Here is an 18972-nt window from a genome sequence, read left to right as displayed (position 1 = left end):
GATCTTGTGGGAGCGAGCTTGCTCGCGATGACGGCGGCACAGCCAATACCGAGGTCGACTGAACCAACGCTATCGCGAGCAGGCTCGCTCCCACAGAGGGACAGGCACGGTTAACCTGCCTTGCGCAACGCCGCATGCTGCGGATTGAACGTCCACACCGCCAGCAGCGCGAACACCAGGGTCAGCACCAGGCACACCACCATTGCCAGCAGGTTGAACTGCCCGTACAAGGCAAACCGCACCAGTTCCACCCCGTGGGTGAACGGGTTCACCGCGCAGAGCCAGTACAGCCAGGGGCTGGCCTCGAGCATTTTCCATAGCGGATACAGTGCCGAAGACAGGAAGAACATCGGGAAGATCACGAAGTTCATGACCCCGGCGAAGTTCTCCAGCTGCCGGATAGCGTTGGACAGCAGCAAGCCCAGGGCGCTGAGCATCAGGGCCACCAGCAGCAGCGCCGGCAATGCCAGCAGCAGGCCCTCGACCGGGGGCTGGACGCCATACAGCCAGGCAATGGCCAGGAAGGCATAGACCTGCAGCAATGAGATAAGCGAGGTCGCCACCAGCTTGCTCGCCAGCAGGAATGCCCGGGGCAGGGGGCTGGTCAGCAGCACCCGCATGCTGCCCATCTCCCGGTCGTAGACCATCGACAACGAGCCTTGCATGCCGTTGAACAACAGGATCATGCACGCCAGCCCAGGCACGATGTACACCTCATAGGGAATGTAGGTGTCGTAGGGGGCGATGATGGCGATGCCCAGTGCCGCCCGAAAGCCGGCTGCGAAGACCAGCAGCCACAGCAGCGGGCGGACCAGCGCACTGAGCAGGCGCGTGCGTTGCAGCATGAAGCGCAGCCATTCGCGCATCACGATGCCGCTGAAACATTGCCAATACGCATTCATGAGCAAACTCCCGGCGTGGTCAGGCAAGTAAAGGCCGAGCCCAGGTCACCGCCATGGGCCTGGCTCACGGCATCGGCTCGGCCACTGGCGACGAGGCGGCCTTGATGCAGGATCAGCAGCGCGTCGCCGGGCTGCACTTCATCCAGCAGATGGGTGGTCCAGAGCACGCTGATGCCTTGCTCGCTGCACAGTTGCCGGACATGCAGGCCAAGGGCCTGGCGACTGCCCGGATCCAGGCCGACGCTGGGCTCGTCCAGCAGCAACAGGCGTGGTTCATGGAGCAGTGCCCGGGCGATTTCCACCCGACGACGGTGACCGCCATTGAGATTGCGCACTCGTTCGTCGCGTCGCTCAGCCAGGCCCTGGCGGGCCAGCTCGGCGTCGATCCTGGAACCTCCCTGGCGCCGCGACAGGCCATGCAGGGCGGCGTGATAACGCAGGTTCTGCTCGACGCTCAGGTCCAGGTCCAGGGTGCTCTGCTGGAAGACCACGCCCAACTGACGCAAGGCCGCCCGAGGCGAAGCCTGCAAGCAGTGGCCGCCGACACGGATCTCGCCTCGCTGCACATCGTAGAGGCGCGTGAGCAGGGCGATCAGCGTCGACTTGCCAGCTCCGTTGGGGCCCAACAGCGCGGCGAACTGCCCGGCGGGCAGCGCGAAACCGACTTGCCTGAGGGCTTCGCGGGCGCCATAGGCGAAGCTCAGGTCACTGACCTGCAAGGCGTTCATGGCGTGACCACCACGCCCCACGGATAGCGCCCGACTTTCACCGACTTGAGCACCTTGCGGCTCTGGACATCGATCACCGAGACATCACCGCTCACGCCGTTGGTCGCCAGCAGTTGGCGTTGGTCCGGGGTGAACGCCAGTTGCCAGACCCGGCGGCCCACCAGCAGGTAGTCCAGCACTTCGAAAGTCTTGGCGTCGATCACCGCCACATGGTTGGCCGGGCCCAGGGCGACGAAGGCGAGCTGGCCGTCGGCACTGAGCTTGATGCCCACCGGTTGCACCTTGTCCGGGTGTACGCCCTTGATCTGGAAGGTCAGGGTCTTGAGCACCTGGCGAGTCGCGACATCAAGGATGGTCAGGGTGCCGCCGATCTCCGCCGACGCCCAGAGTTGCGAGCCATCGCGGCTGAACTCGACGAAACGCGGCCGCTGGTCCACCAGGGTGTTGTCGGCCAGGGTCTGGGTGCTGGTGTCGATCCAGTGCAGCATGTTGGTGGTTTCGCTGGTGTTGACCGCCCACTTGCCGTCGGGGCTGACGGCCATGCCCTCCGGCTCGACGCCCACGCCGATCTGGCCGAGCACTTCGGAGGTCTGGGTGTCGATCACCGTCACCAAGGCGTCGTCCTCGTTGGAGACGTAGAGCCAGCGGTCGTTGGGATGCAGGGCGAACTGTTCCGGATCCTTGCCGGAGGGCAGCTCCTTGACGATCTTGCGGGTGGCCACGTCCATCACCTGGACCCGGTCCGAATCGCTGGCGCAGATGTACAGGAGACGGTTGTCGTGGGACAGCAACAGGCCCCGTGGACGTTGGCCCACCGGCAGGGTCTCGATGACCTCCAGGCGCTGCAGGTCGATCAGGCTCAGGCTGTTGTCCTTCTCGTTGGAGACCCAGGCGATGCTCGCGGCGGCGGGACCGGCGGCGAACAACGCCATGCCCAGGGTGAGGACCTGGCAGGCTTGGAGCAAGGGGCGAGGCATGGCGGTTTCCTTATTGTTGTTATCGATCAGGGGTAACGGCAGCTCACTTCGGGTTTGTCATAGCCCAGGCTGTCCATTTCGTTGGAGGGGTGCAGGAAGCCGTCCTGGGGGGAGGTGCTGACCAGGGCCCGCGGCTGGACCAGGGGAATCGGTTGGCGCAGTTGGCCATTCCATGGCCGGTAGCTGAGCTTGCGGCCCTTGAAGCCGTCCAGCGGCAATTGATCGCTCAGAGCCAGTTGGCGGATTGCCGACGGGTCGTCCTGGCGCAGCTTGCTCACCGCGCTGGCGATGCTGCGCACGGCGATCCAGGCCGCGAAGTCACGGTCGTTCATCCAGCGGCCGGCCAGGGCCTCGAAGCGCTTCTGCAGTTGCGCCGCGCCGTAGGTTTCCACGGTCTTGTGCCAGCCGGTGGGCACCAGCCCCTGGGTGCCGGCCACCGGCCGCGGGTACCAGGTCTGGTAGGGCAGGTATTCGCCGAAATCCCCGCGTTCGTCCGCCACCAGCACCACGTCGTATTCGGCGGTCTGGGTGAACAACGGCATATCGGCCTGGGCGCTGCGGCGCTGATCGTTATCGAACTGCCAGGCTTTTTCGGCGACGGTCTTGATGCCGAAGCGTTTCATGGCCCGGCGCAGGGCGGCGGCGTAGGCCTGGTCGTCGGGCGTCTGGCCGACGATCAGCAAAGCCCGCTGCCATTTGCGCACGACGCTGAACTGCACCAGGGCATCGGCGAGCATGGCCCGGTCGGGCAGGCTGTGCAGCACGTTGCCCAGGCAATCGGTGGTGCGCAGGCTGTCGTCGGGACTGCCGGCATTGAACAGCAGGCTGTCGGGCAGGGCGGCGCTGAGCTGGCGCAGGCTGTCGGCCGGGGCGTTGACCACGAACAGCCGCAGGCCCTGTTCATGTTGCGCGCGAGCGGCTTGCACCAGCGCTTCGGGGCTGTCGACGCTGGCGCTTTGCAGGCGGTAATCGTGCTTGAGGAAACGCCCGGTACTGTTGCTGTCGACGATCGCCAGCTCGGCGCCGCGCAGCCCGGCGTCGGCAGGCTCGGTAATCACATTGGACAACAACGGTCCTGGATCGGGGCGATAACCCAGGTAGCCGATGCGCACTTGCAGTGGCGCGGCATCGTTCGCGTGAGCGGTTGCCGCTGCCAGCAGTGAAACCAGGGCGTAACTGACGAGCCGGCGCATGACATCCTCCATTGCGGGTAGCGCCAGCATAGGAAGGCCGGGGGCATGGGGAAATATGCAGAAAGTACCGCCGGGGCAGTACCAAGGTAGTAGCTCGCCGTCGCCGCCAGGGTTTTAGGATGCAGGCAATCGTCATCGACCAGGAGTGGACAGACCGTGCGGATTTTCAAGGCCCTGCTGCTGCCGTTTCTGCTGATCCTGAGTCTGATCGGGGTGGATCGTCCCAAAGCCTGTCACCGCCCAGGCCCTCCTGTGGGAGCGAGCTTGCTCGCGATAGCGGTGGTTCAGTCGGCCTCGGTATTGGCTGTGCCGCCGTCATCGCGAGCAAGCTCGCTCCCACAGGGTATGGGTGTCAACTTCGGGGCGGAACGCTAGTCATGTCGGCCCTCTGGCGCATCAATCTCTGGGTCACGGTGTTTTTCGCCCTGGTGACCCTGGCGTGCTCCCTGTTGTCGCTGCAGCAGGCCATGACCGATGTGAAGCGCGAGCTGCAATCGGCCGAATCGGTGGTGCATTACCTCAAGGAAACCGCCGAGCGCGACCCGGCCAGCCTGCAGACACGCCTGACCGGCAGCCTGCGGCATGTGCGGATACGCTGGCTGGCACCAGGGGAAGAATTTCCGGCAGGTGCCGACAGCGGGCTGCAGGCCTGGCTCGGCCATCGACTGCTCGCCGATGGCCCGGCGCCGCAGGTGGTGGATCTGCGTGATGGGCGGCGGGCCTGGATCGCTGTCGATCCGCGGGACGAAATCGACGAAATCCTCGATTCACTGGTGCAACTGCTGGGCGTCTGCGCCATGGCCCTGTTGCTCAGCCTGTTGGTGATTCGCTGGGCGGTGCGCCGGGTCATGTCGATGCTCGACCAACTGCTGGGGGCGTTGCGCCAGGTGTCCAACGGCGACCTGAATGTGCACTTGCCCGCCGAAGGCATACCGGAGGCGCGGCAACTGGCGGGGCACTTCAATCGGATGACCGCCGCCCTGGCCCAGTCCCAGGCCGATAACACCCGGCTCACCCAGGCACTGCTGGCCGTGCAGGAGCAGGAACGTACGCATCTGGCCCAGGCGCTGCACGACGACCTGGGCCAGTATGTGACGGGCATCCGCGCCCGGGCCTGCCTGCTGCGCCTGGTCACCGGCCAGCCGACGGTGCTGGAGCAGACCGTCAGTCAGCTCGAAGCGGATTGCGAACACCTGCAACAGGGCTTCCGGGCCTTGGTGCACGACTTGTATCCGGTGGTGCTGCAGCACTTGCCGCTGGAAGAAGCCGTCGAATTGCTGGCACGGCAATGCCGCGACACCCATGGCATTGCCTGTGATTTGCGCATCGAAGGGGCCTTGCCGGCATTGTCCGGCTCGGACAAGACCCACCTGTATCGCCTGTTGCAGGAAGCGCTGACCAATGTCGCCCGCCATGCCAATGCCACCCGGGTAAGGATCCGCCTGGGCCAGCGTGCCGGCCGCTTGCGCCTGCTGGTGCGGGACAACGGCCGAGGGGCACAGCAGCCGCCCCGACCGGGTGTCGGCCTGCATTCGATGTGCGAACGGGCCCGCAGCCTGGGCGGCGAGCTGCGGGTCATCTGCCAGCCCGGTGCCGGCTGGGCGCTGGCCTTGAATATTCCCCTGGAGGCACGATGAACATTTTGTTGGTGGATGATCACGCGGTGGTCCGGCAGGGCTACGCCAGCCTTTTGCGAGCCTTGATGCCGGACCTGCTGGTTCGGGAAGCGACCACCGGTGAAGAGGCGTTGAGCCAGGTGCAGGAGCAGGTGCCGCATCTGGTGATCATGGACTTCGGCCTGCCTGGCATCAGCGGGCTGGAAACCACCCGGCGCCTGCGTCAGCGCCTGCCGCAACTGCGGGTGCTGTTTTTCAGCATGCATGACGAACTGCCATTGGTACGCCAGGCGCTGGATGCCGGCGCCTCGGGGTACCTGACCAAGAACTCGGCGCCCCAGGTGCTGGTGGAGGCGGTGCGACGGGTATTGGCCGGCCATGCCTATATCGAACAGTCCCTGGCGACACAACTGGCCTGCGCCAGCTCCCGGCATGACGCCGACCCGCGCCTGCAATGCATGACCCAACGAGAGCTGGAGATCTTCGTCATGCTCGCCAAAGGCACGCCTGCGCGCACCATCGCCGAACAGCTGTGCATCAGCGCCAAGACGGTGTCCAACCATCTCACGCTGCTCAAAAGCAAGTTGCAGGTCAGCTCGCATGCCGAGCTGGTGCACTTGGGGATTGATATGGGGGTGGTGCGGGTGGCGGGATGAATCCCGGGTTCCACTGCGACGGTCAACGGTGGTGAGGGGATTTGGCGGAACGTCGCAACGCCCCGCTGGGCTGCGAAGCGGTCCCTCTTCAGTCGGTTCGCCGAGTTAACCGAACAGGGGCCGCTTCGCAGCCCAACGGAGATAAATCCCCTTGCCACAGGTGTTTGCCGAAGGGCTCTCATCGATCCCAGGATTGCGGGCATCCCTTGCAACCCTGCATGTTGGCGTCCTGGAAATTCCCGTAATGCTGACGCGACCCACTCAGGTCAGCCTGCTCCAGGTTGCTTTCTCCCAGCTTGACCTCCTGCAGATTGGCGTCGCGCAGGTCGGCGCCCTTGAGGTCGGCCTTGCTCAGCCAGGCCATTTCCAGGTCGGCGGCTTGCAGGTTGGCATCGTGCAGGCGAGCGCCGGACAAGCGGGCGAACTGAAGATACGCGCCGGTCAGGTCTGCACGCTGGAACTGCGCACCCTGGGCGAACAGCCCCCATCCCTGGATCGCCTTGAGCGTGGCGCCGCTGAAATCGGCCAGGCGCAGATTGCTCTGCTGCAGGCTGGCACGGGTCAGGTTGGCGCCTTGTAGCTGGGCTTTCTCAAGGTTCGCCAGGTCCAGGCGCGCGTGCCGCAGGTCGGCGTCACGCAGGTCGGCACCACTGAGGTTCATCTTGCGCAAGTCCTGGTTCGCCAGTCTTGCGCCCCGCAGGTTGGCGCCGGGGCATTGGCTGGCTTCGGCAATGACGCAGCCGTTGAGGGTGAGCGGGGTGTCGAGGTCGTCGGCGTTGGTACATGCCGCGATCAGCAGCAGTACAAGAGGCAGGTAGTTCATGGCGGCTAGCTCGCAGAGCGGTGTGGGAGCGAGCTTGCCCGCGATGGCGGAGCATGAGCTGGCAGTAATGTTGACTGCCGCGGCGCTATCGCGAGCAGGCTCGCTCCCACAGAGGGTTGGTATATCGATCGCAGTTCAGGTGGGGACGGGTTACTTCTGCGCCGTCGCCTTGTCCCAACTCGGAATCTTGAACACCCAGAACGACCCGCCCTGGGCTACCGGCTTGGTCAGCTCGGCCATGTCGCCGCCCCACAACGGCACCGCGCCGCCATAACCGACAGTCACGCCGATGTACTGCTCACCGTCCTGCTCCCAGGTGATGGGCGGGGAGACGATGCCGCTGCCGGTCTGGAATTTCCACAGCTCCTTGCCGGTCTTGGCATCGAAGGCCTTGAAGAAGCCGTCGCCGGTGCCGGTGAACACCAGGTTGCCCTTGGTGGCGAGCACGCCGGCCCACAGCGGCAGCGGCTCCTTGTGCTCCCAGACCACCTTGCCCGTGGTGGGGTTCATCGCCCGCAGGCTGCCGACGTGATCGTCATACATGCGCTTGATGCGAAACCCCATGCCCAGGTAGGCCGAGCCTTTCTTGTAGTTCACTTCCTCGGTCCAGTATTCCTCCTTCCACTGGTTGCCGGGGACGTAGAACAGTCCTGTGTCCTGGCTGTAGGCCATGGGGTTCCAGTTCTTGCCGCCCAGGAACGGCGGCGAGACTTCCACCGGCTTGCCCTTGGTTTCGCCGGGCAACGGCTTGGCCGGACGCTGGCCGGGATTCTCCACCGGCCGGCCGGTCTTGAGGTCGATGTGGCTGGCCCAGGTGATGTTGTCGACGAAGGGGAAGGCGTTCTGCAGCTTGCCGTTGTTGCGGTCCACGACATAGAAGAAACCGTTGCGGTCGGCATGGGCGGTGGCCTTGATCACCTTGCCGTCCTTGTCCTTGTAGTCGAACAGCACCAGCTCGTTGTTGCCGGAAAAATCCCAGGCATCGTTGGGCGTGTGCTGGTAGAACCATTTCACTTCGCCGGTGCTCGGGTCGACGCCCACCTGGCCGGAGGTGTAGAGGCTGTCATAGTCGTGGGGGTTGCCGTCCTTGGCCGTGCGGGCCCAGGTGTTCCACGGGCCGGGGTTGCCCGCGCCGACGATGATGGTGTTGGTCTCGGGGTCGAAACTGGCGCTCTGCCACGGGGCGCCACCGCCGTGGCTCCAGGCCTCGACCTTGCCGGTTTCGGTGGTCTTGTCGTCTGGCCAGGATGGGGCCTTCACATCGCCGGTGGGCGTGCTGTCCTTGCCGTTGAGGCGACCCATGTGGCCTTCGACGAAGGGCCGCATCCAGACTTCCTCGCCGGTGTCCGGATCGCGAGCGAACAATTGCCCGACCACGCCGAACTCATCGCCGGAACTGCCGTGGATCAGCAGCACCTTGCCGCTGGTCTTGTCCTTGATCAGCACCGGGGCGCCGGTCATGGTGTAGCCGGCGGAGTGATCACCGAACTTCTTGTTCCAGACCACCTTGCCGGTGTTCTTGTCCAGGGCGACCACCCGCGCATCCAGGGTACCGAAGTAGATCTTGTCGCCATAGATGGCTGCGCCGCGATTGACCACGTCGCAGCAAGGACGAATGTTGTCCGGCAGCCGGTGGTTGTAGGTCCACAGACGCTTGCCGGTCTTGGCGTCGAGGGCGAACACCCGCGAGTACGAGCCGGTGACGTACACCACGCCGTCGCTGACGATGGCCTGGGATTCCTGGCCGCGCTGCTTTTCGTCGCCGAACGAATAGGACCAGGCGGGCGTGAGCTTGAAGACGTTCTTGTCATTGACCTGGGCCAGCGGGCTCCAGCGTTGGGCGTTGGTGCCCATGCCGTATTGCAGCACGTCGCGGGTGGTCAGGTGGTCGTTGGCGATGTCCTCCCAGCTGACTCCCGGCGTGGCGGCGCTGGCCATGGGGCTCAACGAGAGACTGCCGGCCAGCAGCAAGGCGTGCAAGGCCACGGTCAGGGGGGAGAGGGCGGGTAGCGTTCTTATTGTCATGGTGGCGGTTCCCAGTGGAGGTTTTGGCCTGACTAGGTTCGGTCGCGCCGGGGGCCGGCCGATACGGAAAAAGTCCCGCCCTTGCCGGGAAGACTTCCTGAACCGGCTGTCTTTGCGACCTGCGTCGGATGACCCGATACCAAGGAACTAGGACCCGGCCACCAAAGCAGCATTCGGCTGGTGCGGCACGGTTCCTAAGATGACGGCACGGCCTCTGCAGAGAGGTCGGCGTGCAATCCAGAGGGCATAACAATGACAACAAAACGCAACGCCATCATCGCTACCGCATTGCTGATGGGGCTGACCGGCGCAGGCTCCGCATGGGCCCATGGCAACGTAGTGCCCCAGGCAGTGGAAACCAAGGGCCTGACCCCGATCAAGGACACCAACCTGCCATTGGACGGCGATGGCTGGGCCTCGCAGAACCCTTATCGCAATTCTCCCGAACGTGAAAAGGCCGTGGAGATCGGCGCTTCGGCGTACAACCAGAACTGTGCCGCGTGCCATGGCCTGGAAGCCAAGTCCGGCGGGATCGCACCCGACCTGCGCATGCTGGACGCCGCCGAAGCCGGTGACGAGTGGTTCGTCGAGCGCGTGCGCCACGGTGCGGTGCGCGATGGCCGGGTCTACATGCCGAAAATGGCCGACTACCTGAGCCAGGAAGCGCTCTGGGCGGTGCGCACCTACCTCGACAGCGTGCACGTCGAGGAGTGACCGCCATGCGCTGGTTCGCCTGGGTAATCTGCTATGTGTTGCTGGGTGCCCAGGCGGTTCAGGCCCAGGTGCGCAGCTTTGACCAGATGATTGCCGCCGGGGAGTTGAAGGTGGCGGTCTACAAGGACTTCGCGCCCTACAGCTTCGAAGACGACGGCCAGCCCAGGGGCGTCGATGTGGAACTGGCCCAGGCCCTGGCCAAGGCGCTGGGTGTGCGGCTGAAACTGATCTGGGCGCCCCCCGGCGAGAAGCTCGACGACGACCTGCGCGATTACATCTGGCGCAGCAGCCCGCTCCACGACCGACAATTGGCCGACCTGATGATGCGGGTGCCCTACGATCACGATTACGTGCAAAGGCGTAACGATGTCGGTGAGTTGGAAAATGCCCAGGTGGTGATGTTCGGACCCTATCAGCAGGAGTGTTGGCAGGTGGCTTATGACCGCCGTCGGCTGGACTCGGTGGGCAGCGTCGCGGTATTCCAGCAGCACCCTATCGGCGTCGAAGTCGACAGCGTGCCGTCGTTCTACCTGACTTCGGTATTCAACGGCATGCTCAGCGCCAGGACCCGCCATTACCCTGGTGTCGGCCAGGCGTTCAAGGCCATGCACGCCGGGGAGGTCGATGCCGTCATGGCCATGCGCGGCGAGGTGGACTGGCAAGTGCACCAGGCGCGCGACCCGCAGCTGGCCCTCGCCGAGAATGCCTACCCGAACATGGGCAAGCAGCGTTGGGAAATCGGCATGGCGGTGCATGAAAGCAATCGCCAGTTGGCCTATGCGGTGGAAGAAGCACTGGAAGGCTTGATCCGCGACGGCAGCCTCAAGGCTGTCTACGCCCATTACGGCCTGCGTTACGAAGTGCCCGAGATGTACCAATAGGAGCACCAGGATGAAATGGCCTGCTTATCGCTTGGGGTGTTGCCTGCTGTGGTGCGGCCTGTCGTTGATGGCGCAGGCGGCGGTCGAGCCCGGCAAGGATCCGGTGCCCTCGGTGATGTGGGCCTTCTATCACAAGCAATTGCTGGGTGACGCACCGTTCGTGTTCGATGACCGGGTCCGGCTGCTGGCGCCGCCCTTTGCCGAAGATGCGCGCCAGGTACCGCTGGAAATCGATGCGCGGGCTTTTGCCGCAGACGTGGTTCGGATACTGGCCTGGGCCGAGCTGAACCCGTTGCCGAAGATCGTCGATTTCCAACCGGGAGAGCGGGTGCTGCCCTGGTTGTCGATTCGCATCCGTATCGAACAGGCCACGCCACTGCGGGCCGCCGTACAGACCCGCGACGGCCTGTGGCACGTCGGCTCGACCCTGATCGACGCGGCCGGAGGCGGCTGCACCGCGCCCAGTGTGGTGCGGACCCAGCCGGGGTGGGAGGAACACCTGGGCGAAGTGCTCGGGGCGCGCTACCCCCGGGGCGACACCAGCCGCCTGCGCCTGCAGGTGGCCCACCCGATGGACAACGGCCTGGTGAGTGGCATCCCGGAATTCTTTCTCGACCAGGCCCAACTGCTGGACGCCGAAGGCCGGGTGCTGGCGCGCCTGGAACTGTTCCCGGCGGTCAGCGAAAACCCCAACCTGGGCTTCGACATCCAGGGCCCCGGACAGACCCGCCTGTCGCTGCGCGACAACAGCGGCAACACGTTCGAGGCGGCGATCCCCTGACCACAAGGAGCGCGCCATGCGTTGGCTGCTGCTGATCTTCATCTGCCTGAACGGGCCAGCCTGGGCCGGGGCAGACTATACCCTCCAGCCCCGGCGGATCGCCGAGGGCACCTGGCTGCTGGAAGGCAGTACGGAGAATTTTGCCAAGGGCAATGGCGGCAACATCGTCAACACCGGTTTCATCGTGACCGATGCGGGGGTGGTGGTGATCGACACCGGGCCGTCCAGGCGTTATGGCGAGGCCTTTCGCCGGGCCATCGCGGCGACCACGGATAAACCGGTGATTCGCGTACTGCTGACCCATCATCATCCCGACCATGTCCTGGGCAACCAGGCGTTCACCGACGTGCCCATCGCCGCCCTGGCGGGGACTGGGGAGCTATTGCGCCAGCAGGGCGACGCGATGGCCGAGAACATGTACCGGCTGGTAGGCGACTGGATGCGCGGTACCGAGGTGGTATTGCCTACCCAGGTCCTGGAGCCCGGCAGGCTGGTGGTGGGCGATCATTCCCTGCGCCTTCTGCAACTGGCCGGGCACACCGGGGCCGACCTGGCGATCCTGGACGAGACCACCGGCGTATTGTTCGCCGGCGACCTGGTGTTCTACGAGCGAGCCTTGACCACCCCCAACAGCCCGGGGCTGGAGGTCTGGCTCAAGGACCTGGACACCTTGCAGGCCTTGCCCTGGAAACTGCTGGTGCCCGGCCATGGTCCGGTGGCAGGCGACCTCCGGCCCTTTGCGCAGATGCGCGATTACCTTGGCTGGCTCGACCAACTGATGCGCGACGGCGCCGCCCGGGGCGACGACATGGCCGAGATGATCCGCAGCCCCATCCCCGAGCGATTCGCCGGGATCAGCCTGACCCGTTATGAGCTGATCCGCAGTGTCAGCCATCTTTATCCGCGTTATGAGCGCGCGGGGATGAAGCGGGTGGATGCCCGATGACCCTCGGCTGAACAAACCCTCTGTGGCGAGGGGCCCGTCGCAGGAGTTGTGGGCACAGGCAATGGCCCCACATGTACCAAGGAACTAGGAAACTCAACACAGCGGGCAATTGTTGGCGGCGCCGCCGGGCCCAAGAATCTGCGGCAGACCGGGAAAATTTCCCGGGTATAACAATAACCGCAGAGGTAGCCGTCATGACTCATCCCGCACGTCGCCAACCCTTCGCCATCAGCCTGCTGCTCAGTGCCATGCTGCTGTCCGGTTCGGCCCTGGCCGCCGTGACCGACCAGGAAATCCTCCAGGATCCCAAGAACCCACAGCATGTCGTGACCAACGGCCTGGGCGTCCAGGGTCAGCGCTACAGTCCCCTCGATACCCTCAATGTCGACAACGTCAAGGACCTGCGTCCGGTCTGGGCGTTCTCCTTCGGCGGCGAAAAGCAGCGCGGCCAGCAGGCCCAGCCGATGATCAAGGATGGGGTGATGTACCTCACCGGTTCCTATTCGCGGGTGTTCGCAGTGGACGCCCGCACCGGCCGGAAACTGTGGCAGTACGATGCGCGCCTGCCCGACGACATCCGCCCTTGCTGCGATGTGATCAACCGTGGCGTGGCCCTGTACGGTGACCTGGTGTTCTTCGGCACCCTGGATGCCAAGCTCGTGGCCCTGAACAAGGACACCGGCAAGGTGGTGTGGAGCAAGAAGGTGGCCGACCACAAGGAAGGCTACTCCATCAGCGCCGCTCCGCTGATCGTCAATGGCAAGCTGATCACCGGCGTGGCCGGTGGCGAGTTCGGCGTGGTGGGCCAGATCAGCGCCTTCGACCCGAAGAACGGCGAACTGCTGTGGACCCGTCCGACCGTGGAAGGCCACATGGGCTACGTCTACAAGAACGGCAAGGCGGTCGAGAATGGCATTTCCGGTGGCGAGGCCGGCAAGACCTGGCCGGGCGACCTCTGGAAGACCGGTGGCGCGGCGCCCTGGCTGGGCGGCTACTACGACCCGGAAACCAACCTGTTGCTGTTCGGCACCGGTAACCCGGCCCCGTGGAACTCCCACCTGCGCCCTGGCGACAACCTCTATTCCTCGTCGCGCCTGGCCCTGAACCCGGACGATGGCAGCATCAAATGGCACTTCCAGAGCACGCCTCACGATGGCTGGGACTATGACGGCGTCAACGAGCTGATCTCGTTCAACTACAAGGAAGGCGGCAAGGACATCAAGGCCGCGGCCACCGCCGACCGCAACGGCTTCTTCTACGTGCTGGACCGCACCAACGGCAAGTTCATCCGTGGCTTCCCGTTTGTCGACAAGATCACCTGGGCCAGCGGCCTGGACAAGGACGGGCGGCCGATCTACAACGAGGCCAGTCGTCCGGGGGCGCCGGGCAGTGAAGCGAAGGGCAGCTCGGTGTTCGTCGCTCCGGCCTTCCTCGGCGCGAAGAACTGGATGCCCATGGCCTACAACCAGGACACCGGGCTGTTCTATGTACCGTCCAACGAGTGGGGCATGGACATCTGGAACGAAGGCATCGCCTACAAGAAAGGCGCGGCCTTCCTCGGCGCCGGTTTCACCATCAAGCCGTTGAACGAGGACTATATCGGAGTGCTGCGTGCCATCGATCCCAAGACCGGCAAGGAAGTGTGGCGCCACAAGAACTTCGCGCCACTGTGGGGCGGGGTGCTGACCACCAAGGGCAACCTGGTCTTCACCGGTACGCCTGAAGGTTTCCTGCAGGCCTTCAACGCCAAGACCGGGGAAAAGGTCTGGGAATTCCAGACCGGTTCCGGTGTGCTGGGCTCGCCCATCACCTGGGAGATGGACGGCGAGCAATACGTGTCCGTGGTTTCCGGTTGGGGCGGCGCGGTTCCCCTGTGGGGCGGCGAAGTGGCCAAGCGGGTGAAGGACTTCAACCAGGGCGGCATGCTCTGGACCTTCAAGCTGCCGAAGGACCTGGTGGCCAAGCGCTGAGCCAACCTTGGTAAATGCAGAACCTGTGGGAGCGAGCTTGCTCGCGATAGCGGTCGATCAGCCACCCTCCATGCTGGAGCTGCCGACCTCATCGCAAGCAAGCTCGCTCGCACAAAGAAGCCCCGCTCATCCTCGGATCGCAGCAAAACCTACGACCAAATAACGAGAGCCCCCCCTGCCAACGACGCATTCGTCCGGCTTCCGGGGCTCTCTACCATCGGCCTATCGCCTGTCCCGTGACAGGCATCGACCAGGCAGAGGCCCAATCATGATCTATGCACAACCCGGAACCCCAGGCGCCGTCGTTTCCTTCAAACCGCGCTATGGCAATTTCATCGGCGGCGAATTCGTCGCGCCGGTCCATGGCGAATATTTCACCAACACCTCGCCGGTCAATGGCGAAGTGATCGCCGAATTCCCACGCTCCAGTGCCGCCGACATCGACAAGGCCCTGGATGCCGCCCATGCAGCCGCCGACGCGTGGGGCAAGACTTCTGTCCAGGACCGCGCCCTGGTGCTGCTCAAGATCGCCGATCGTATCGAGCAGAACCTGGAGATCCTCGCGGTCAGCGAAACCTGGGACAACGGCAAGGCCGTTCGCGAAACCCTCAACGCCGACGTGCCACTGGCCGCCGATCATTTCCGTTATTTCGCCGGCTGCATCCGCGCCCAGGAAGGCGGGGCGGCAGAAATCAACGAGTTGACCACCGCTTACCATTTCCATGAACCGCTGGGCGTGGTCGGGCAGATCATTCCGTGGAATTTCCCGCTGCTGATGGCGGCCTGGAAACTGGCGCCGGCCCTGGCCGCCGGTAACTGCATCGTGCTCAAGCCGGCGGAGCAGACGCCACTGTCCATCATGGTTTTTGCCGAGCTGATCGCCGACCTGCTGCCGGCCGGTGTGTTGAATATCGTCCACGGTTTCGGCCGCGAAGCGGGCGAGGCCCTGGCCACCAGCAAGCGTATCGCCAAGATCGCCTTCACCGGTTCCACCCCGGTGGGCTCGCACATCATGAAATGCGCCGCCGAAAACATCATCCCGTCCACTGTGGAACTGGGCGGCAAGTCACCGAACATCTTCTTCGAAGACATCATGCAGGCCGAGCCGGCCTTCATCGAAAAGGCCGCCGAAGGTCTGGTGCTGGCGTTCTTCAACCAGGGCGAAGTCTGCACCTGCCCATCCCGGGCCCTGGTGCAGGAATCGATCTACGCGCCGTTCATGGCCGAAGTCTTGAAGAAAATCGCCAGGATCAAGCGCGGCAACCCGCTGGACACCGAGACCATGGTGGGGGCCCAGGCCTCCCAGCAGCAATACGACAAGATCCTTTCCTACCTGGACATCGCCCGGGAAGAGGGCGCCGAGCTGCTCACCGGCGGCGCGGCCGAGCGCCTGGAAGGCGACCTGTCGAGCGGTTACTACATCCAGCCGACCCTGCTCAAGGGTCATAACAAGATGCGCGTGTTCCAGGAAGAAATCTTCGGCCCGGTGGTAGGGATCACCACCTTCAAGGACGAAGCCGAAGCCCTGGCGATCGCCAACGACAGCGAGTTCGGCCTCGGTGCCGGCCTGTGGACCCGCGACATCAACCGGGCCTACCGCATGGGCCGGGCCATCAAGGCCGGGCGCGTCTGGACCAACTGCTACCACCTGTACCCGGCCCACGCCGCGTTCGGTGGCTACAAGAAGTCCGGTGTCGGCCGTGAAACCCACAAGATGATGCTCGACCACTACCAGCAGACCAAGAACCTGCTGGTGAGCTACGACATCAATCCGCTGGGGTTCTTCTAACCCGATAGCACAGCTGCACCTGTGGGAGCGAGCTTGCTCGCGATAGCGGCCGATCAGTCAACCTGCGTGTTGAATGTCTCGACTTCATCGCGGGCAAGCTCGTTCCCACAAGGGGTAGGTAGTGGCATGTCATCCACCCCATACCAACGCACCCCATCCACCGCTTCGAAAGTAGCATTCGAGCCTGGGGCGCTGGATGCCTTAATGACCTTGCCGGAATCGCCCGGTACAAGAAGAGGAAAGACCCATGTGGACTAAACCCGCGTACACCGACCTGCGTATCGGCTTCGAAGTGACGATGTACTTCGCCAACCGATGAGTGCGGGCCCGGCCTGACGCGTTCAGGCCGGGCTACCCAATGGTCTGATTGCAATCACGGTGGGATGCTTTAGGCTCAGGGTATCCCAAGACAATAACAACAGGCTTACCAATGAGCCATGCACCTGTGAAGATGAGCCTCAGTCCACTGCGCAAGTTCGTATCCCCAGAAATCATGTTCGGTGCCGGCTGTCGGCACAATGTCGGCAATTACGCCAAGACCTTCGGCGCGCGCAAGGTGCTGGTGGTCACCGATCCAGGCGTCATCGCCGCCGGCTGGGTGGGGGACGTCGAGGCCAGCCTCCAGGCCCTGGGCATCGATTACTGCATCTACAGTGACGTTTCACCCAATCCCCGGGTCGAGGAAGTGATGCTCGGTGCCGAGCTGTACCGGGAGAACCACTGCGATGTCATCGTCGCGGTCGGTGGCGGCAGCCCCATGGATTGCGGCAAGGGCATCGGCATCGTCGTTGCCCATGGTCGCAACATCCTCGAGTTCGAAGGTGTCGACACCCTGCACATACCCAGCCCACCGCTGATCCTGATTCCCACCACGGCCGGCACCTCGGCGGACGTGTCGCAGTTCGTGATCATCTCCAACCAGCAGGAGCGGATGAAGTTCTCCATCGTCAGCAAGGCGGCGGTGCCGGACGTGTCGCTGATCGACCCGGAAACCACCCTGAGCATGGACCCGTTCCTGTCGGCCTGTACCGGTATCGACGCGCTGGTCCACGCCATCGAGGCCTTCGTGTCCACCGGGCACGGACCGCTGACCGACCCCCACGCGCTGGAGGCGATGCGCCTGATCAACAACAACCTGGTGCAGATGATCGCCAACCCGGCGGATATCGCGCTGCGGGAAAAGATCATGCTCGGCAGCATGCAGGCCGGACTGGCCTTCTCCAACGCCATCCTCGGCGCAGTACACGCCATGTCCCACAGCCTGGGCGGTTTCCTGGACCTGCCCCATGGCCTGTGCAATGCGGTGCTGGTGGAGCATGTGGTGGCATTCAACTACACCTCGGCGCCGGAGCGGTTCAAGGTGATTGCCGAGACACTGGGCATCGATTGCCGGGGGCTCAACCACCGGCAGATCCGCACCCGGCTGGTGGAGCACCTGATTGCTCTCAAGCGTACCATCGGTTTCCACGAAACCCTGGGGCTGCACGGGGTGAGCACCTCGGATATTCCGTTCCTGTCGCAACACGCGATGGATGACCCGTGCATCCTTACCAACCCTCGGGAGTCGAGCCAGCGGGATGTCGAGGTCGTCTATGGCGAAGCCCTCTGACGAGCAACAGAAAGCCCTGGCAGGGCTGCTGGGCCTGGGCAACCACTCGACACGCAAGAGCCATTATCCGGAGCTGGCGGCACGCCTGGAGGAGCTGGAGCAGGCCAAGCACCGCCTGCAGCAGCTCAACGACCAGCTGGAGCAGCGGGTGGCCGAGCGCACCGATGCACTGCTGGAGGCCAACCACAACCTGCAGCAGCAGATCGCCCAGCGCAAGCTGGTGGAGCAGCAACTGCGCCAGGCCCGGGACGCCGCCCAGGCCGCCAATCGCAGCAAGGACAAATACCTCGCCGCCGCCAGCCACGACCTGCTGCAGCCGCTCAATGCCGCACGCCTGTTGATCGCCACCTTGCGCGAGCGCGCGTTGCCCACCACCGAGCAATTGCTGGTGGAGCGCACCCATCAGGCCCTGGAAGGCGCGGAAGACCTGCTCACCGACTTGCTGGACATCTCCCGGCTGGACCAGGCGGCGGTTCGTCCCGACCCGGCGTCGTATCGGCTGGATGAGTTGCTGGCCCCGCTGGTGTCGGAGTTCCAGTCGGTGGCCGGCGCCACGGGCTTGGAGCTGCGGGTGCGCTTTATCGATGAAGCGGTGTTGACCGACCTGCGGCTGATAACGCGCATCCTGCGCAATCTGCTCAGCAACGCCTGTCGCTACACCGATCATGGCGGCATTCTCCTGGCGGCGCGGCGCAGGGGCGGGTGGGTGAGCCTGGAGGTCTGGGACACGGGACGCGGCATCGCGGCGGATAACCTGGAGTCGATTTTCCTCGAGTTCAACCAACTGGACGTGGGGCGGGCCGCCGATCGCAAAGGGGTAGGGCTGGGGCTGGCGATCGTCGAACGGATCGCCAATATCCTCGGTCATCGGGTCCAGGTACGTTCCCGGCCGGGACGCGGCTCGGTGTTCAGCATCGAGGTGCCGCTGTCCGAGGACAAGCCGCTGCCCGTGTCGCAGATGCCCATACAGGCGGTGGCCGGCAACCCGTTGCCGGGCCGCCGTTTGCTGGTGATCGACAATGAACTGAGCATCCTGCAAAGCATGGCCGCGTTGCTGGGGCAGTGGGGTTGCGACGTGTTGATCGCGACAGACGAAGCCGGGGCCCTGGATGTATTGCAAGGGCATGCACCGGAGTTGATCCTGGCGGATTTTCATCTGGATCATGACGTGGTGGGCTGCGAAGTGGTCAAGCACCTGCGTGAGCACTTCCAGCAGCCGATCCCGGCGGTGATCATCACCGCCGACCGCAGTGACCAGTGTCGTCGCGCCTTGCGCAAGCTGAACGCACCGCTGCTCAACAAGCCGGTCAAGCCCGGCAAGCTGCGGGCGGTGTTGAGCCAGATGCTCGGGTAAGGCCCAGG

At 64.4% G+C, this 18972-nt stretch carries 17 protein-coding genes; 11 read left to right on the top strand and 6 right to left on the bottom strand.

Annotated elements, in window-relative coordinates; translation table 11 throughout:
- Positions 1 to 110: 110 nt before the first annotated feature.
- Genes BW992_RS21275 through BW992_RS21260 form a run of 4 tightly spaced genes read right to left on the bottom strand, consistent with a single transcriptional unit; the run spans position 111 to position 3800 of the window.
- Complete coding sequence (locus BW992_RS21275) at positions 111 to 902, bottom strand: ABC transporter permease (RefSeq protein WP_076407059.1); 792 nt, start codon at positions 900 to 902, stop codon at positions 111 to 113.
- Positions 899 to 1630, bottom strand: coding sequence for an ABC transporter ATP-binding protein (locus tag BW992_RS21270; RefSeq protein WP_076407058.1), 732 nt, complete (start codon positions 1628 to 1630; stop codon positions 899 to 901). Before BW992_RS21270 ends, BW992_RS21275 begins: the two co-directional genes overlap by 4 nt.
- Positions 1627 to 2607: a YVTN family beta-propeller repeat protein gene (locus BW992_RS21265; protein WP_072391444.1), complete on the bottom strand. Its 981-nt coding sequence runs from the start codon at positions 2605 to 2607 to the stop codon at positions 1627 to 1629. Before BW992_RS21265 ends, BW992_RS21270 begins: the two co-directional genes overlap by 4 nt.
- 26 nt (positions 2608 to 2633) lie before the next feature.
- Entirely contained in the window at positions 2634 to 3800 is a 1167-nt protein-coding gene (locus BW992_RS21260) for an ABC transporter substrate-binding protein (protein ID WP_072391447.1), read from the bottom strand.
- A 377-nt stretch (positions 3801 to 4177) separates the two neighbouring features.
- Here BW992_RS21260 and BW992_RS21250 point away from each other — a divergent pair, with 377 nt between their 5' ends.
- Both BW992_RS21250 and BW992_RS21245 read left to right on the top strand, forming a co-directional pair.
- Entirely contained in the window at positions 4178 to 5437 is a 1260-nt protein-coding gene (locus BW992_RS21250) for a sensor histidine kinase (protein ID WP_072431034.1), read from the top strand.
- Positions 5434 to 6072 carry a response regulator gene (locus BW992_RS21245; protein ID WP_076407057.1) on the top strand — a complete coding sequence of 213 codons (639 nt, stop codon included), beginning with the start codon at positions 5434 to 5436 and terminating at the stop codon, positions 6070 to 6072. The genes BW992_RS21250 and BW992_RS21245 overlap by 4 nt, the downstream gene beginning before the upstream one ends.
- 178 nt (positions 6073 to 6250) lie before the next feature.
- Here the strand turns inward: BW992_RS21245 and BW992_RS21240 are convergent, their stop codons facing one another.
- Together BW992_RS21240 and exaA are read right to left on the bottom strand one after the other, a co-directional pair.
- Positions 6251 to 6895: a pentapeptide repeat-containing protein gene (locus tag BW992_RS21240; RefSeq protein ID WP_072391458.1), complete on the bottom strand. Its 645-nt coding sequence runs from the start codon at positions 6893 to 6895 to the stop codon at positions 6251 to 6253.
- Positions 6896 to 7045: 150 nt separating this feature from the next.
- Complete coding sequence (exaA, locus tag BW992_RS21235; RefSeq protein WP_072391461.1) at positions 7046 to 8920, bottom strand: quinoprotein ethanol dehydrogenase; 1875 nt, start codon at positions 8918 to 8920, stop codon at positions 7046 to 7048.
- Between the two features lie 252 nt (positions 8921 to 9172).
- Between exaA and pedF the strand changes: the two genes are divergently transcribed.
- The 9 genes from pedF (at position 9173) to BW992_RS21190 (ending at position 18964) form a co-directional block, all read left to right on the top strand.
- Positions 9173 to 9634: a cytochrome c-550 PedF gene (gene pedF, locus BW992_RS21230; protein ID WP_072391462.1), complete on the top strand. Its 462-nt coding sequence runs from the start codon at positions 9173 to 9175 to the stop codon at positions 9632 to 9634.
- A gap of 5 nt (positions 9635 to 9639) precedes the next feature.
- Positions 9640 to 10515, top strand: a complete 876-nt coding sequence (locus BW992_RS21225; RefSeq protein ID WP_072391463.1) for a substrate-binding periplasmic protein — start codon at positions 9640 to 9642, stop codon at positions 10513 to 10515.
- Between the two features lie 10 nt (positions 10516 to 10525).
- Positions 10526 to 11296 (top strand): quinoprotein dehydrogenase-associated SoxYZ-like carrier, encoded by a 771-nt coding sequence (locus BW992_RS21220; RefSeq protein ID WP_072431033.1) that lies wholly within the window; start codon positions 10526 to 10528, stop codon positions 11294 to 11296.
- Between the two features lie 16 nt (positions 11297 to 11312).
- A complete protein-coding gene (locus BW992_RS21215; protein ID WP_072391465.1) occupies positions 11313 to 12242 on the top strand; it encodes a quinoprotein relay system zinc metallohydrolase 1 in 930 nt (309 codons plus the stop codon).
- A gap of 194 nt (positions 12243 to 12436) precedes the next feature.
- On the top strand, positions 12437 to 14212 hold the full coding sequence (locus tag BW992_RS21210) for a PQQ-dependent methanol/ethanol family dehydrogenase (RefSeq protein ID WP_076407056.1): 1776 nt from the start codon (positions 12437 to 12439) through the stop codon (positions 14210 to 14212).
- A 268-nt stretch (positions 14213 to 14480) separates the two neighbouring features.
- Complete coding sequence (gene exaC, locus BW992_RS21205; protein ID WP_076407055.1) at positions 14481 to 16001, top strand: acetaldehyde dehydrogenase ExaC; 1521 nt, start codon at positions 14481 to 14483, stop codon at positions 15999 to 16001.
- A gap of 247 nt (positions 16002 to 16248) precedes the next feature.
- Positions 16249 to 16320: a pyrroloquinoline quinone precursor peptide PqqA gene (gene pqqA, locus BW992_RS21200; RefSeq protein WP_003243383.1), complete on the top strand. Its 72-nt coding sequence runs from the start codon at positions 16249 to 16251 to the stop codon at positions 16318 to 16320.
- Positions 16321 to 16452: 132 nt separating this feature from the next.
- Positions 16453 to 17610, top strand: coding sequence for an alcohol dehydrogenase-like regulatory protein ErcA (gene ercA / locus BW992_RS21195; RefSeq protein WP_371128607.1), 1158 nt, complete (start codon positions 16453 to 16455; stop codon positions 17608 to 17610).
- Positions 17594 to 18964 (top strand): ATP-binding response regulator, encoded by a 1371-nt coding sequence (locus BW992_RS21190; protein WP_076407054.1) that lies wholly within the window; start codon positions 17594 to 17596, stop codon positions 18962 to 18964. The genes ercA and BW992_RS21190 overlap by 17 nt, the downstream gene beginning before the upstream one ends.
- Positions 18965 to 18972: the final 8 nt, after the last annotated feature.

Origin of the sequence: Pseudomonas sp. 7SR1 (assembly GCF_900156465.1) — a bacterium.
Classification (GTDB): Bacteria; Pseudomonadota; Gammaproteobacteria; order Pseudomonadales; family Pseudomonadaceae; genus Aquipseudomonas.
Note: the sequence above shows the minus strand (reverse complement) of the source record. Positions and strands in the feature narration are given on the sequence as shown.